Source organism: Providencia sp. PROV205 (assembly GCF_028479505.1).
GTDB classification, from domain to species: Bacteria; Pseudomonadota; Gammaproteobacteria; order Enterobacterales; family Enterobacteriaceae; genus Providencia; species Providencia huaxiensis.
In genome coordinates, this window is record NZ_JAMPNU010000020.1 from 95,053 (window position 1) to 108,602 (window position 13,550).

Genomic DNA, 13,550 nt, shown 5'->3' on the forward strand with positions numbered 1-13,550 from the left:
ACATACCCAAGCGTGACCAGTGCGGTTGATTGAAAACCGTTAGAGCACTTTGAGTGCACAGGAGATAAGTATGTTTGTACTAGGCGTAGATATCGGTTACTCAAACCTGAAGCTGGCAATTGGCCAATCAGGCAGTGAACCGAAAACCATTATTCTGCCTGCGGGTGCCGGTCCTGCGGATCGTATGCCGGAGCGTATCGGTGGAGGCGATGATGAAACTTGTTTGTATGTGTCTGTCGATAATGAGCGTTGGGCGGCAGGTGTGCCTGCTGGACGCCTTCAAGGCTGGGAACGAGAGCTCCACCCGGAATATCCCACCACAAAAACCTATAAGGCGCTTTTTCATGCCGCCTTGTTAATGGCTGAAACAGAATCCATCGATTTGGTTGTCACTGGATTACCGGTTTCCCAGTTTCATGAACCACAACGTAAGTCTGACCTTGTGCAGCGTTTAAAAGGTGTCCATCAAGTGACGCCTAAGCGCAGCATCACTGTTCATGACGTCAAAGTGCTGCCGCAGCCTGCCGGTGCCTATATGGATCTGGTTCAAACAGGTGGTGATTTGGGCTTAATTGAAGAAGGTCGCGTCGTCGTCATAGATCCCGGCTTCTTTTCTGTTGACTGGGTTGCCCTTGAGGCTGGAGAAATTCGCTACAGCTCCTCAGGAACCAGTCTTCAGGCTATGTCCGTGCTACTGGAAACCATTGATAAGCTGATTTCGGAAGATCATGGTGCAAAAGTCGGAATGGATCGACTTGAAAAAGCCATGAGAACCGGCGACTTGCAGGTGCTACTATTTGGAGAAAAAGTCGATATTTCACCTTATCTGAATGCTGCCATGAAAAAGGTAGCGCCTGTTGCTCTTACAGCCATGCGCCAATCCATGCGTGACGAAAGCATCAATGCGGACTTGGTATTGATCGCCGGAGGTGGAGCCTTGGCTTATAAGGAAGCGGCCAAGGAGATTTTTTCACGAAGCAAGATCATCGTCCCGGAACAGTCTGTTTTGGCGAACGTCCGAGGCTTCTGGTTTTATGGGGCCTGATCATGAGAGTTGTCGTCAACATTCCCCCAGGGAGCCACCCTGAACTGCTCAAAGAATTAGAAAAGACGCCGCCACGGGAACGCGCTGAGCGTCTGAGGATGCTGGCCACCTTTGGCTTAATTCACATGAGCCAACCCAATTTATCCACTACATCTGCACCGGTGGATGGCCATGCACCAGATGATGAAGTGACTTCTATGAGTACAGCGCCAGAACCCAAAGCAGAATCACGCAAACAATCATTAAAATCAAAACTAGGGCTGGGCTTATAACATGGCGTTATCAGTTAGCTGGCTCGATGCCAGGTTAAATAAAGAAGCAAAAGAAACCGTAGTAAAAGCTGACCGAGATGGACTAAGTGCTCGGGTCTCGCCCAAGGGCAAAATTGTTTTTCAGTTTCGTTATCGGTTCGATGGCAAGCAACAGCGGGTAGACATAGGTACTTACCCACTTATGAAGCTTGCTGAAGCCAGAAATGAGCTGGATAGGTTAAGGGCGGTACTCGACCAGGGCAGAAACCCCAAGCTCTACCTACAGCAGGAACGGGCCAAGTATTCTGCCAACCAAAGCTTCGAATCGATTTTTCGAGACTGGATAGACTCTGCCGGTAAGCAAGGGCTAAAGGAGAAAACGTGGCACTACCAAAAACGAAGCAGTGAAATATATTTGCTGCCCCGACTTGGCAAGTACCCATTAACTGACATCAATGAATTGTCCTTGCGAAACTGTCTTCGTGAGGTTTCGGAGTCGTCCCCTTCAAACACAGAACGCCTGGTGTCTGTGCTGCACAAGTTTTATGACTGGCTGATTGATGAACAAATTTTGGAAATTAACGCTGCCGCTGGGATCACAGCAAAAAAGGTTGGCGGTAAGAAAGGCAAACGAACTCGGGTGCTAAATGACAACGAGATCAGGATACTTTGGCGCTATTTGCACGAGTCAAAAATCACTGAGAAGAACCGCATCTACATAAAACTGCTTCTGCTATTGGGCGGTCGCAAGGGCGAACTCATTCAAGCTGAAAAGCATCACTTTGATTTGCAATCTGCAATGTGGACAGTGCCCATAGAGATCCGCAAACAAGGTGAGAAAATTGGAGCGCCAATCATGCGACCATTGATTAGGCCTGCAATTGAGCTGATTGAATTGGCGATGCAGATGAGCAAATCAACTTACTTGTTTCCCGCGAACGGACAAGAAGAGCTTGCCACAAATGGCTTTGATACCACTATTCCTAACAATGTGAAAATCTGGGCTCGCAGGTCGCTTGGTGTTGAGATGGAACATTGGTCTATGCATGATCTTCGAAGAACGATGCGAACACGAATGTCGGCCATCACGACGCAAGAAGTTGCCGAGTTGATGATTGGCCACAGCAAAAAAGGATTGGATGCTATCTACAACCAATATCAGTACCTGGATGAAATGCGTCATGCTTACGACGTTTGGTATCAACAACTAGAAACCATCATCGAGCCGACAGGCTTTCCATTCAACTGGCGTTTCGGACAGTAAGAATTTGTCGCTACCAGTAGATTGGTATTCCTAATTGTGACCATGTCAAAAACCTTCTCAATGTTGTTTTTTGACTGGTCGCTTTAAAACTAGGCTTAAGCCGCATAGCTATCACCAGGGTTTAATCTGATCATTTTTCAGCCTGAACTCTTGAGTTTCTCAGTTTGAAACCACATGTATTTTGTAGTGCTTTAGGAAGTGAAACCCTGGTTCCATTGCTGTTCTTGAATGCACAACCAGTTAGATTCAATTTATTGAGGATTCCAGATGGCGAAAGGTTCAAGTATCAACGGCAATGGCGGTAAAAATGGTGGAAATGATAGCTACACAATTACAGGGCGCGGCGAAGTAAGTCGAAAAACACTGGTTCGTGAAGTTAAGGAAGGTAAACATCCAGACACGCACATTTACAAGCGCAATGGTGTGGAGTACGCCCGAAACAATCCAAATCACGACAAGCCTGACAACATCAACGAATAGTACTGTTAAGAGGTTAAGGGCTGTACTTTGCCCTTAACACTTTAAACCCTGCTCAACCTTCACTGTTCTCATACTCCTCCAAGTCTTCAATGTGCCAAAGCTTGTTTCGTGTATTTCGGTTGATACGAGGTTGAGGCAAGCTGCCATCTTTTATTCTTCGCCAGAGCGTCGTATAGCTAATGTGGTAACGAGCCATAACTTCGTAAGACGTGAGAAAAGGGGTTACTTGGTGCGCTACTGCTGTCATCTGCATTCTCCTGAAAATCAATGTAAAGCTATCATCGCCTGATTCATCACTTGTTGATGGTCAGAAAGATGCATGATTTGTTCAGAAGATCAGGTCCATACAAATGAACTTTTAGGACAGCAAAAAAGCAACCGGTAACCAACTCAACCAGCAAACAATTAGAGATAATCGCGAACGTCTTACCATCATTTCTCGATTTTCGGCATAAAAAATATAGGCAAGTTTTGGCTAAAACCCAGTAGGCACAAGGCCTACAGCTAGGTTTGTGTCATGGAATTTGGCTAAAAACGGTAAATATGGCGATTTGTACTCAAGTTTGTACACACTTTCCGAGGTTACGCTTGAACATCATTGAAAAGCAAAGAAACGAGAAAAAGACGAAAAGCCTTTAAATTCAGTACGTAGAGATGTGATTGTGGTGAGCAATGAAAGGTGGTTTTAAGCGTTGAAAGGCTGGGCGGCATCAGGGTGAGATATGATAGCAAACGTTCTGCGTGTGCTAACTTCATGGAGAAAGTTCTGATCTGTCATTTAACCGTTCTTTTCGTTTATATACAGATTTGTATAAGCATTCGAAGAGGCTCAATGTGGCTCTTGGCGTCGCAAATCCGTCTTGTTAATCAAAATTGGCGGTTATTTTCGCAGATCTTGGGGGTATTAACAATCAAAGGCTATCTAATCTGTTACCATTTACTCTCAGTGTGCGCCAATACTCAGTTGTAGCTGTTTGTAATCGTTGCTTCTTCAGCCCATAAACAACTGTCTCTAAACCACAAATTCCTTCGCTACCAAAAATCGATGATAGCTTGTCGTACTACGCCAATAATACTGCAATTGCCGTTGTTCGGTATTGCATGGTGTAACGAGACCTAGTCGATTTACCAGAGCAAATCTGGCTGATCAGCTGCTGTATGATACCAATGTGACGAGCCAACAACTCAAAGCAGCAAAACATCTAGTTTTGGTTGAATAAATCTGACTTTTCATCGTCTGATTTACCACTTGTTAATGGTCAGAAAGGTGCATGATTTGTTCAGAAGATCAGCCCTGCATAAACATCTATTTTTTAGAAATCACATACTGAGAACATCTTTCAGCTTTTCTAAGGCTTGTGTATGTTTGTCATTCGGCATTTTTGCTAAATTGATTTGTTTCCATTTGATGGCAGGAAGCTCACAGACTCCATTCAGGCCGAGTAAAGACCAGTCAGGTTCTCGATTTTTAAAGGATAGCAAAAAAGCCTTTTCAACATCGGTCAGTCCTTGGTGAATGAGGTCTACTAGGCGTCCCCTTACGGTTTCCAGTTCCACCAACGGGACATCCGTCTCGGCCATGTTAGTAAACTCACCTTCATAGGTGGCAGTAATATCCTTAAATTGCGGACTGAGCAATTCTGCCATTGGCCGATTATGGCTTGATAAATAAACGAGTAATGCTTTACGAATTTCATCCGTTAGCCCTTCATTCTCCAAAAGCAACTTCACATCAAATAAGTCTCTTGGATGCTGTCTATCCAATGCTGCACATATCTTTCCAGCATAAAGATCAGCTAAGTCAACAACAGGTATTTCAACATAACCAAATTCGTCTTCTACGACTGCGCAAACTTCCATCAGCTTTGGTTCATAAACAGTACCGCGCAATACAGGTGATAACTCGACTTTGATCTGCACACCGTTGCGAGCAATGATCAACCTTAGAGCATCGCGTTTTGACCGATAAGCTTCCGTTAGCTCGACATCTTTAAATGTTATTTTTAAATCCACGCTAATAGCATCAAGTGCATCACAGATTTCCTGCAAGGCATCATCACGGCTCTTCATTGGCAGATACACCAAATCAATATCGACCGATAAACGAGGAAAGTCTCTGACAAATAAATTGATTGCTGTACCACCTTTGAGCGCAAAGCATTTCTGTTTGGCAACGAAAGGCAATACCTGTATCAAAAGCTGTACTTGCTTGTAATAAATACTGTTTCTATCCATCGCTGAACTTATCCTTTACTTGCCAACACCATATGCTGAGGTACTGTTATTAGATACTCTGTATCCAATTTTCCACCTTTAGCAACAACACGCTTACCTGAGCCTAAATCGTAATTTTCTACATTTAACTTATCAAACCAAGGATAAGCTTGGCGTTTTGCAAGCCAAAAGAACAATCGTTTGGCCTTTACGCTTTTACACACTTTTAAGAGCGAATCTAGTTTTCTTGGAGATAAATTCACCAACCCCTGCATTAGCTCATCGGCATGTTCAAATGACACACTTTCAGGCAAATCCACCAACACTTCCAATATGGCTTTTTCAGGACATGAAAAATATACAGGTGGTAATTGCTCTCCCCATTCATGCTCTTTAACGAATGCTCTATCTTTGAATAAGCTCTCAGGCCAAAGTTTACTTGTACTATGTCCTTCGAACTTAATTGGCAATGACAGTCTCTCAAGCCAGGAAGGCAGTTTTCCCGTTGCATATAAATGAATATGAGGTGTACTTCCTAATGACAAATATTGCGACAAACCAGATATGGAAAGCGCTGACAATCCACCGACCACGACAGGCGGAAGTTGTTCATCTGCACTTTTATTCATCATACGCTGCATAGAAGCGACTACGCCTTCCCAAGTGACTGTTCGAGAATACTGGCTGTAAACACCTATAGCTAGCGGCAATAACGTATCGGTTTTGACAGCGTTATCCAACGCATGAGCACTCAAGCCCTGCTCTGCAAGCCATTTTTTTGTTGCTAACATACCATAAGGTAAAAGAGTTTTAAGAGACTGCTTATAAGACTCTTTCACCGTTTCGCGCTGGGAATGACTAACCATTTTTAAACACCAAACCTTTTTCTAGTTTATCTCTTTGCTATTTTGCGGCTAATATCGCCGTAAAACCTAGACTTAATAAACTATCACAACAAGGCGTGGTTTACTATTCTTTCCATTCACGGCGAATATCGCCGTATAATTTCCAACTTTTAAACCAAATCTACCGAAACTTAGAAAACTTACTTTGTCCAGTCCGCGAGTAATATCTGCAATGTTTTGGTGTGTTTGCTTTGTACATAAATCAAGTGATAAAAGAACAAGTCCCATCCGAAGATGGAAATTTTTAGCTCAAGCCTATGAATAACAAGGGATACAAGACGGTTTATGTCATGGAATTTTCGCCAGAGGCCCATAAAACGGAATTTGTACTCAAGTTTGTACACACTTTCCGAAATCACACTTGAACATCATTGAAAAGCAAAGCATCGAGGAACAGGCAAAACAGTCCCCCGATGGCTCACGAAATTGGCTCAATAAACAGCGTCTTTATGCATCAACTAAGCACTGACCAAACGGGCTATTTCATCCCCCAACGCCTGCGTACTGGCATCGCCACCCATATCACGAGTCAAATGTTGACGTTGTTTAATCGCGGTTTCTACCGCAGACATAATCGAATCATGCATCTCAGGGCATCCCAAGTGCTGCATCATCATGGCTGCCGCCCAAATCGTACCAATCGGGTTAGCAATATTTTGCCCTGCAATATCCGGAGCTGATCCATGAACCGGCTCAAACATCGATGGGAATTGTTTTTCTGGGTTAATATTAGCAGACGGCGCAATCGCAATGGTACCTGTACAAGCAGGCCCTAAATCAGACAAAATATCGCCAAACAGGTTTGACCCAACAATCACATCGTAGAACTCTGGCATTCTCACTAAGTTTGCAGCAAAAATATCAATATGAAATTGGTCAACTTTGATATCTGGGTATTGCTTCGCTATTTCGGCTACGCGACTATCCCAATAAGGCATTGAATGAAATAGTCCGTTGGATTTCGTCGCTGAACTTAAATGTTTTTTCTCACGCGACTGTGCCAAATCAAAAGCATATTTTAAAATACGGTCTGTTCCCTTACGGGTAAAAATACTTTGTTGCAGCACCATTTCTTCATCAGTACCTTCGTACTGAATACCGCCAATCGCAGAGTATTCCCCTTCAACGTTTTCACGCACCACATAAAAATCAATATCTCCCGGTTTTTTATCTGCTAACGGACACTTAATGCCATCAAACAGACGGACAGGACGCAGGTTAACATATTGGTTGAAAGCGCGGCGGATAGGTAATAACAGCCCCCATAATGAAATATGATCAGGAACACCTGGGAACCCGACTGCGCCTAAGAAAATCGCATCAAATTTTTTCAATTGTTCTAAGCCATCTTCAGGCATCATACGCCCCGTACGGTGATAGGTTTCGCACGACCAATCAAAATGGGTAAACTGCAATTTTATCCCGTGCTTATTTGCCGCTGCTTCTAATACTTTTAACCCTTCAGGGATCACTTCGGTACCAATACCATCACCAGGAATAACCGCTATGTTAAATTGTGACATTGTGAAAACCTCTGATAATTGAATTATGTCTGTTTGTTCTCCAGTTTAGGGGTTGCTGTGATAAAGTATAGATATGAAGTGTAATCCTTAGGTTTACAAACTATGAACAAGCTTCCTTCGTTAGAGGATATCCGCGTTTTTGTCACGGTTGCCCGTTTGATGAGTTTCTCTCAAGCCGCTTCACAGCTGTTGGTATCCCCAGCTTATGTTTCTAAACGCATTAAGTTGCTAGAAGAAAATTTAGGACAAACTTTATTTTTTAGAACTGCTCGCTCAATTAAGCTGACTCATGAAGGGCAAATTATTTTGCGTAGCAGTGAAATGATGCTAGCTGAATTGGAACAGATGCAACAGCAACTCAACGCCTGTCGCGAAGAGATCCGCGGCTCACTGCGTATCAGTTGTAGCACAGGCTTTGGCAGTACTTACATTAACCCGTTTATACTGACATTGCGGGGAAATTACCCTTTATTAGGCATTGACCTCACTTTAACCGATAAGTCTGTCGATATTATTAGTGAAAACATTGATGTTGATATCTGTATTGGCGGTACGATAGCTGAGCAATTTATTGCTAGGCGAATTGCACAAAACCAACGTATCCTGTGCGCTTCGCCAAGCTACTTAGCAACACACGGCTACCCAAAATATCCACAAGAACTGGAACAAAAGCACTTTTGTATTGCGATTAAAGAACGTAATCAAGCCCCCGCGGTATGGAAGCTTGAACATCAGCAAGAAAGTATGACGGTCACTCCCAATAGCAAATTAACCGTTAATAATGGTGAAGTCGCCAAGCAATGGTGCTTAAGTGGTGAAGGGATCCTATTGCGCTCCCAATGGAGTGTGCAGCCTGAGTTACAGTCTGGCCAATTAGTGCGAGTGTTACCGCAATGGCATCAAACCGCAGATGTTTATGCTGTATATTCGAGAAGTCTCCGAACGAGTGCTAACCTTAGAGTCTTTATCGAAAATCTAGAGCAATACCTTGCTACTCACTTATCACATGGTTTTTAGTTAACCCCATAAGTTATAAGGTAAACATGAATTGATGACAGAAACAGAGACATTCAAAGAACGTTTGTTGAAATTGCTAAAACAGAAAAAAATGAGTCAATTAAAGGCAGCTGAAGCCCTTGGCGTTTCCCGAACGGCAGTTAACAAGTGGACGAAAGGCGGCATGATTGATGAAGATAATCTTGAAAAGCTCGCCACGTTATTGGATGTCGACAAGATATGGTTGAAATACGGTGAATATACCAATAACCAAATCACTGTTAGCAATTCAGGCGTCATGCGCAATATCAACGAAGTCCATCTTCAAGAATCCGCAGATATCGTGACATGGGAGTGGGACTTATTAACGGGGGAATTGAACTACTCCGACAACGTTGAAGCCGTATATGGCATCAAAATCACCAGTAATGAAGATTTCTGGGCCTTAATGAGCCATGACTCCAAGGAAAAGTTGGTTAATGGATATTCCAAAATTATCCGTGAAGGGGGTGCCCATGAAATGGATTTTAAAATTAACTGGGAAGGCGATTACCGCTGGATCACATCCCGAGCCACAGGCGTCAAAGGCCCTAATGGCAAAGTGACAAAACTGGTTGGGATCAGCTTAGACAACACAGAACGTAAAAATACTGAACTGCGCCTGCGTAAAATCAAATGCTATTTTGATGTTTTATTGTCCCATTTCAACCACTTAGTCGTATTTACCGATAAAGCAGGTGAAATATTAGCCAGCAACTTACACAACCAATCGACTGAAATAGATTACCTTGAACTACAACGTTTATTGTATCAGTTAGTGATTAATCATAAGCCATGGCTAGATGAAGTATTTCGGACTGGACGGGGGCAAATCGTATTTCAAGACAAGCAAATTACCGCTTATCAACACTTGAATGATGAAAAACAGCCTTTTTTAATGTTTGAATTAAAAGATATTTAAAACAGGTATTCTGCCCCACTTGTGACCTAAGCGGGGCAACTTTGATTATAAATCAAGGACTAACCGTTTAGATTTAGCTCGAGAAACACACAACATCATCGTTTTCTGCTCAGCTTTTTCATCATCATCGAGGTAGTGGTCACGATGATCAGCCTCTCCCTCAAGTATTGCCGTCTCGCAGGTTCCACAAACCCCATTACGGCATAAACATTCCACGTTAATGCGCTTATCTGCTTCGATTACCTGCAAAATGGACTCATCTTTACCGATTTCCAAACTAAAACCTGAACGTTGAAAATAGACCTCAAATGAATCCCCTTCGCTGGCAACTTCACCAAAATTTTCAAAATGAACCTGTGATTCACCAAGGTGCTGATGGCCCTTTTCAACCACCTCATTAATTAATGATTGGGGACCACATACATACAGATGGCTATTGCTCGCTTGTGCTTGAACCAACTGTTCAACAGACATTCGTTGCCCTTGGCTGCCGTCATAGAGAAATAAACGCGAGCCAATACGCTGTTGCAAATGTTCAAGAAATGCCGCTGTTGCGCTATCACGAAAACAGTAATGGAGCTCAAAATCCATTCCATTTTCTTCTAATTCATAGAGATAAGAGAGAAAAGGCGTGATCCCAATTCCACCAGCGATCAAAATATGCTTACATTGGTTATCCGGTGCCAACGAGAAAAAATTCTGTGCTGGTGACAGGTACAAACTGTCCCCTGGCGATAGCTGCTCATGCATAAATGCAGAGCCGCCTTTCGAGTTTTCATCACGCAATACAGAAATACAATAACTGCCACACTGCTGTGGGTCACTGATTAACGAATAAGCACGTTGTAAACCGGCCTGCCCATCCATGTGAACGGTAACGTGGCTACCTGCACTAAAAGGCACAAAAGTACCATCTTGCGCTACAAATTCGAATATCTTGATATTTGGGCTAACTTGCTCAATTCGGCTAATATTGACTGCAATTTTTTGTTGGTTCATCACAGTGCCTCTCTTATTATTCAATATCTAAACACAGATACTTAGTACTTAAATAATCCTCAATACCATATCGAGAGCCTTCTTTTCCTAGACCTGATTGCTTCACACCTCCAAAAGGAGCAACTTCATTAGAAATCAAGCCTGTATTGATACCGACCATGCCACTTTGTAGCTTTTCAGCAACACGATAAACACGGCTAACATCACGAGAAAAGAAATAAGCCGCTAAGCCATAAATCGTATTGTTGGCGCGAGTAATCACTTCATTTTCATCACTAAAACGAATCAATGTTGCAATGGGACCAAATATTTCTTCATGAACAATCTTCATTGAATCATCAACATCAACAAGGACTTTGGGATTAAAGAAATTGCCATACTCAGTGACTTCATTCCCTAAGGTTAATTGATGAGCGCCTTTCGCTAATGCATCTTGCAATAACTCATTCATCCCATCGATAGCACGTGTTGTGATCATCGGCCCAATGTCGGTACTGGCTTCAAGACCATTACCGACTTGCAATTTGGCGACTTCTGTAACGAACTTGGTCTGAAATTCATCGAAAATCGCATCTTGAACATAAAAACGGTTCACACAAACACAAGTTTGCCCACCATTACGAAATTTCGCTTGAACCGCACTCTTTACCGCTTTATCAATGTCTGCATCATCAAAGACAATAAAAGGCGCGTTCCCCCCCAGTTCGAGTGAGGTTTTCTTAATCGTTGATGCGCACTGCTCAGACAATATTCGCCCAACTTGTGTTGAACCGGTAAACGAAAATTTACTGATAAGCTCATGTTTAGTTAGGCGTTCCCCTAGAACGCGAGAGTCCCCAGTAATGACGTTAAATATCCCAGCGGGGATACCCGCCTCATCAGCCAGCTGCGCTAAGGCGAGTGCAGTAAAAGGCGTTTCTGTCGCGGGTTTGATAACAATACTGCAACCCGCTGCCAGTGCCGGAGCCGCTTTACGAGTGATCATCGCTGCGGGGAAATTCCACGGGGTAACCGCACTACAAACACCAATCGGCTGCTTTATGGTCGAAATACGGTTGCTACCTACCGTTTGAGGGATCGTTTCCCCGTAAACTCGCTTGCCCTCTTCCGCAAACCATTCAATAAATGACGCGGCATAACGAATTTCACCTTTTGCCTCATGCAGTGGCTTACCTTGTTCGAGAGTCATTAAACGCCCGAGATCGTCAACATGGGCTTCAATCAGCTCAAACCAGCGACGTAAAATGATAGAACGCGCTTTCGCTGTCAGCTTACTCCAGCCTTCCATCGCAGAATATGCAGATTCAATCGCCTCATCTACTTGTGTGGCCGACAGGCTGGGGATCGTTCCCAGCACAGATTGGTCAAAAGGATTAGTCACAGGGATTTTATTGTCTGAATCAACCCATTGCCCATTGATGTAACATGACTGACGAAATAGTGCAGGGTGAGTTAAATAATGCATTTGTGACTTCTCCTTTTATTTTTATGGTTAACGTAATTACTCAGTGTGCGCGCCAGCGATGATTTTATGGAAATGAGCAACGCCATGTTCACTAATCCCACTGCGCTGCCTGTCAGCCATGATACGCCCTTGGCCTCGGTAACCACGCGATCTCAACCCTTTTTGTACACTTTCTACTAACCGTAAATCTTCTGGGCGGAACACCGTGCGATACCATTCCACTAAGTTTTTCTGATATTCAGTCAACTCTTCATTGAGGAAATAAATATCATAGTGCTGCAAAGTTTCCCCTGCGCTCACAGGAAACTCATAAATGACTGTCATGAAATCGCCGCCTGGAGGCATATTGAACATAGTGCTTGGCCAAATCCAAAAACCAAAGAAACGCGGGTCTAAAACAGATTCATCAAATTGATAGGAGGACTCAGAAGGTTTTGCCTTACCAATTTGAACAGTCCAATTATCCAATAATTGGTGTTCGTATACGTTAACATCCACCGAACTTGCAAAGCTCACATGGTTGGTTGGGCAGTGATAACATTCAATATAGTTATCAACGATGGTCTTCCAATTAGCTGGTGTATGGCTAACAAACCGAGCGGCTAATTTTAAATCACTAATTACTGCACAAGCTTCTTGCATTTTTTCAGCTAAACCTGGAAGTTGCTCTTCAATAGGCTGCGGTTCGCCTACGGTCATATTTACATAGATAAACCCTGCATGTTCAGTAACATGGAAGCTACTTAATGTCATTGCATCAGCTTCAAAATTATTCACATTTTCACAGTTAGTCGCATGTGCTAATTGGCCATCTAGCTTGAATGCCCACGCATGGTAAGGGCAAGTAATCACATTTTTGACTTTACCGCTTTCACCGCTGATCAACTGATGCCCTCGGTGTGGACACACATTATAGAAACCGCGCAATACATCATCGCGACCACGAACAATTACAAGGCTTTCACCAATGAGTTCACGGGTGATATACGAATTTTTTTCTTTTACCTCACTAACATGTGCGACACAAACCCATGAATTAGCGAATATTTTTTCTTTTTCATACTCAAAAACATCATTAGACGTGTAATAACGCGCTGGAATTGTCCATGCGTTATCGATATCAAGGTGATCATTAATCGAAATGACTTTAGCTGCATTGCTCATAATTGCCCTCACTTATGTAAACTTATAGTTAACATCTTTTTTGAGAATGTTAATGCAGATCGCATTAATGATCAAACGAAATATTGATAAAAATTTAACCAAAAACATTTAACCAATATATAACAATGAGTTGAATTACTTTTAATTATTAAAACTGTTAACAATTGGTTAATTACTTGTTGACTACACAATCTTTGCATGGCTATTCTCTGTAAACCAAAAGTAGCAATTAACAAAAAAGTACCCTAAAAAACAAAACGAGTATTCCCTGCAAGCCAACTCT

13 protein-coding genes are annotated in these 13,550 nt (G+C 42.9%); 6 read left to right on the forward strand and 7 right to left on the reverse strand.

Annotation, left to right across the window (positions count from 1 at the left end):
- Positions 1-70 precede the first annotated feature (70 nt).
- The 4 genes from PR800_RS13000 to PR800_RS13015 all read left to right on the forward strand — a co-directional run bounded on the left by PR800_RS13000 (position 71) and on the right by PR800_RS13015 (position 3,040).
- The gene (locus PR800_RS13000) at positions 71-1,045 is read left to right on the forward strand and encodes a ParM/StbA family protein (RefSeq protein WP_000497807.1); all 975 of its coding nucleotides are present in this window, start codon (positions 71-73) and stop codon (positions 1,043-1,045) included.
- 2 nt (positions 1,046-1,047) lie between these two features.
- A complete protein-coding gene (locus PR800_RS13005) occupies positions 1,048-1,317 on the forward strand; it encodes a hypothetical protein (RefSeq protein WP_193234638.1) in 270 nt (89 codons plus the stop codon).
- A gap of 1 nt (position 1,318) precedes the next feature.
- Positions 1,319-2,560 carry a tyrosine-type recombinase/integrase gene (locus tag PR800_RS13010; protein ID WP_099821774.1) on the forward strand — a complete coding sequence of 414 codons (1,242 nt, stop codon included), beginning with the start codon at positions 1,319-1,321 and terminating at the stop codon, positions 2,558-2,560.
- 267 nt (positions 2,561-2,827) lie between these two features.
- Positions 2,828-3,040, forward strand: a complete 213-nt coding sequence (locus PR800_RS13015) for a hypothetical protein (RefSeq protein WP_040132767.1) — start codon at positions 2,828-2,830, stop codon at positions 3,038-3,040.
- Positions 3,041-3,092: 52 nt separating this feature from the next.
- Here the strand turns inward: PR800_RS13015 and PR800_RS13020 are convergent, their stop codons facing one another.
- From PR800_RS13020 to PR800_RS13040, 4 genes are all read right to left on the reverse strand, one after another.
- Positions 3,093-3,287: a helix-turn-helix transcriptional regulator gene (locus PR800_RS13020; RefSeq protein WP_039995236.1), complete on the reverse strand. Its 195-nt coding sequence runs from the start codon at positions 3,285-3,287 to the stop codon at positions 3,093-3,095.
- Between the two features lie 1,073 nt (positions 3,288-4,360).
- The gene (locus PR800_RS13030; protein WP_102140288.1) at positions 4,361-5,275 is read right to left on the reverse strand and encodes a nucleotidyl transferase AbiEii/AbiGii toxin family protein; all 915 of its coding nucleotides are present in this window, start codon (positions 5,273-5,275) and stop codon (positions 4,361-4,363) included.
- Between the two features lie 8 nt (positions 5,276-5,283).
- Positions 5,284-6,120, reverse strand: coding sequence for a type IV toxin-antitoxin system AbiEi family antitoxin (locus PR800_RS13035; protein ID WP_195698177.1), 837 nt, complete (start codon positions 6,118-6,120; stop codon positions 5,284-5,286).
- A 497-nt stretch (positions 6,121-6,617) separates the two neighbouring features.
- Positions 6,618-7,682: a tartrate dehydrogenase gene (locus PR800_RS13040; protein ID WP_102140290.1), complete on the reverse strand. Its 1,065-nt coding sequence runs from the start codon at positions 7,680-7,682 to the stop codon at positions 6,618-6,620.
- A gap of 102 nt (positions 7,683-7,784) precedes the next feature.
- Here PR800_RS13040 and PR800_RS13045 point away from each other — a divergent pair, with 102 nt between their 5' ends.
- Positions 7,785-8,699 carry a LysR substrate-binding domain-containing protein gene (locus tag PR800_RS13045; protein ID WP_166266562.1) on the forward strand — a complete coding sequence of 305 codons (915 nt, stop codon included), beginning with the start codon at positions 7,785-7,787 and terminating at the stop codon, positions 8,697-8,699.
- 34 nt (positions 8,700-8,733) lie between these two features.
- A complete protein-coding gene (locus PR800_RS13050) occupies positions 8,734-9,639 on the forward strand; it encodes a helix-turn-helix domain-containing protein (protein ID WP_102140292.1) in 906 nt (301 codons plus the stop codon).
- Positions 9,640-9,684: 45 nt separating this feature from the next.
- Here the strand turns inward: PR800_RS13050 and PR800_RS13055 are convergent, their stop codons facing one another.
- Genes PR800_RS13055 through PR800_RS13065 form a run of 3 tightly spaced genes read right to left on the reverse strand, consistent with a single transcriptional unit; the run spans position 9,685 to position 13,267 of the window.
- Complete coding sequence (locus tag PR800_RS13055; protein WP_272531018.1) at positions 9,685-10,638, reverse strand: PDR/VanB family oxidoreductase; 954 nt, start codon at positions 10,636-10,638, stop codon at positions 9,685-9,687.
- Between the two features lie 16 nt (positions 10,639-10,654).
- Positions 10,655-12,103: an NAD-dependent succinate-semialdehyde dehydrogenase gene (locus PR800_RS13060; protein WP_272531019.1), complete on the reverse strand. Its 1,449-nt coding sequence runs from the start codon at positions 12,101-12,103 to the stop codon at positions 10,655-10,657.
- 36 nt (positions 12,104-12,139) lie between these two features.
- Positions 12,140-13,267, reverse strand: coding sequence for an aromatic ring-hydroxylating oxygenase subunit alpha (locus PR800_RS13065; RefSeq protein ID WP_102140295.1), 1,128 nt, complete (start codon positions 13,265-13,267; stop codon positions 12,140-12,142).
- Between the last annotated feature and the right edge of the window lie 283 nt (positions 13,268-13,550).

Bases quoted from the DNA above. Each gene is read 5' to 3' on its own strand.
- PR800_RS13010 (WP_099821774.1), top strand. From the start codon at position 1,319: ATGGCGTTATCAGTTAGCTGGCTCGATGCCAGGTTAAATAAAGAAGCA.
- PR800_RS13005 (WP_193234638.1), top strand. From the start codon at position 1,048: ATGAGAGTTGTCGTCAACATTCCCCCAGGGAGCCACCCTGAACTGCTC.
- PR800_RS13030 (WP_102140288.1), bottom strand. From the start codon at position 5,275: ATGGATAGAAACAGTATTTATTACAAGCAAGTACAGCTTTTGATACAG.
- PR800_RS13015 (WP_040132767.1), top strand. From the start codon at position 2,828: ATGGCGAAAGGTTCAAGTATCAACGGCAATGGCGGTAAAAATGGTGGA.
- PR800_RS13055 (WP_272531018.1), bottom strand. From the start codon at position 10,638: ATGAACCAACAAAAAATTGCAGTCAATATTAGCCGAATTGAGCAAGTT.
- PR800_RS13060 (WP_272531019.1), bottom strand. From the start codon at position 12,103: ATGCATTATTTAACTCACCCTGCACTATTTCGTCAGTCATGTTACATC.
- PR800_RS13040 (WP_102140290.1), bottom strand. From the start codon at position 7,682: ATGTCACAATTTAACATAGCGGTTATTCCTGGTGATGGTATTGGTACC.
- PR800_RS13020 (WP_039995236.1), bottom strand. From the start codon at position 3,287: ATGACAGCAGTAGCGCACCAAGTAACCCCTTTTCTCACGTCTTACGAA.
- PR800_RS13045 (WP_166266562.1), top strand. From the start codon at position 7,785: ATGAACAAGCTTCCTTCGTTAGAGGATATCCGCGTTTTTGTCACGGTT.
- PR800_RS13035 (WP_195698177.1), bottom strand. From the start codon at position 6,120: ATGGTTAGTCATTCCCAGCGCGAAACGGTGAAAGAGTCTTATAAGCAG.
- PR800_RS13050 (WP_102140292.1), top strand. From the start codon at position 8,734: ATGACAGAAACAGAGACATTCAAAGAACGTTTGTTGAAATTGCTAAAA.
- PR800_RS13000 (WP_000497807.1), top strand. From the start codon at position 71: ATGTTTGTACTAGGCGTAGATATCGGTTACTCAAACCTGAAGCTGGCA.
- PR800_RS13065 (WP_102140295.1), bottom strand. From the start codon at position 13,267: ATGAGCAATGCAGCTAAAGTCATTTCGATTAATGATCACCTTGATATC.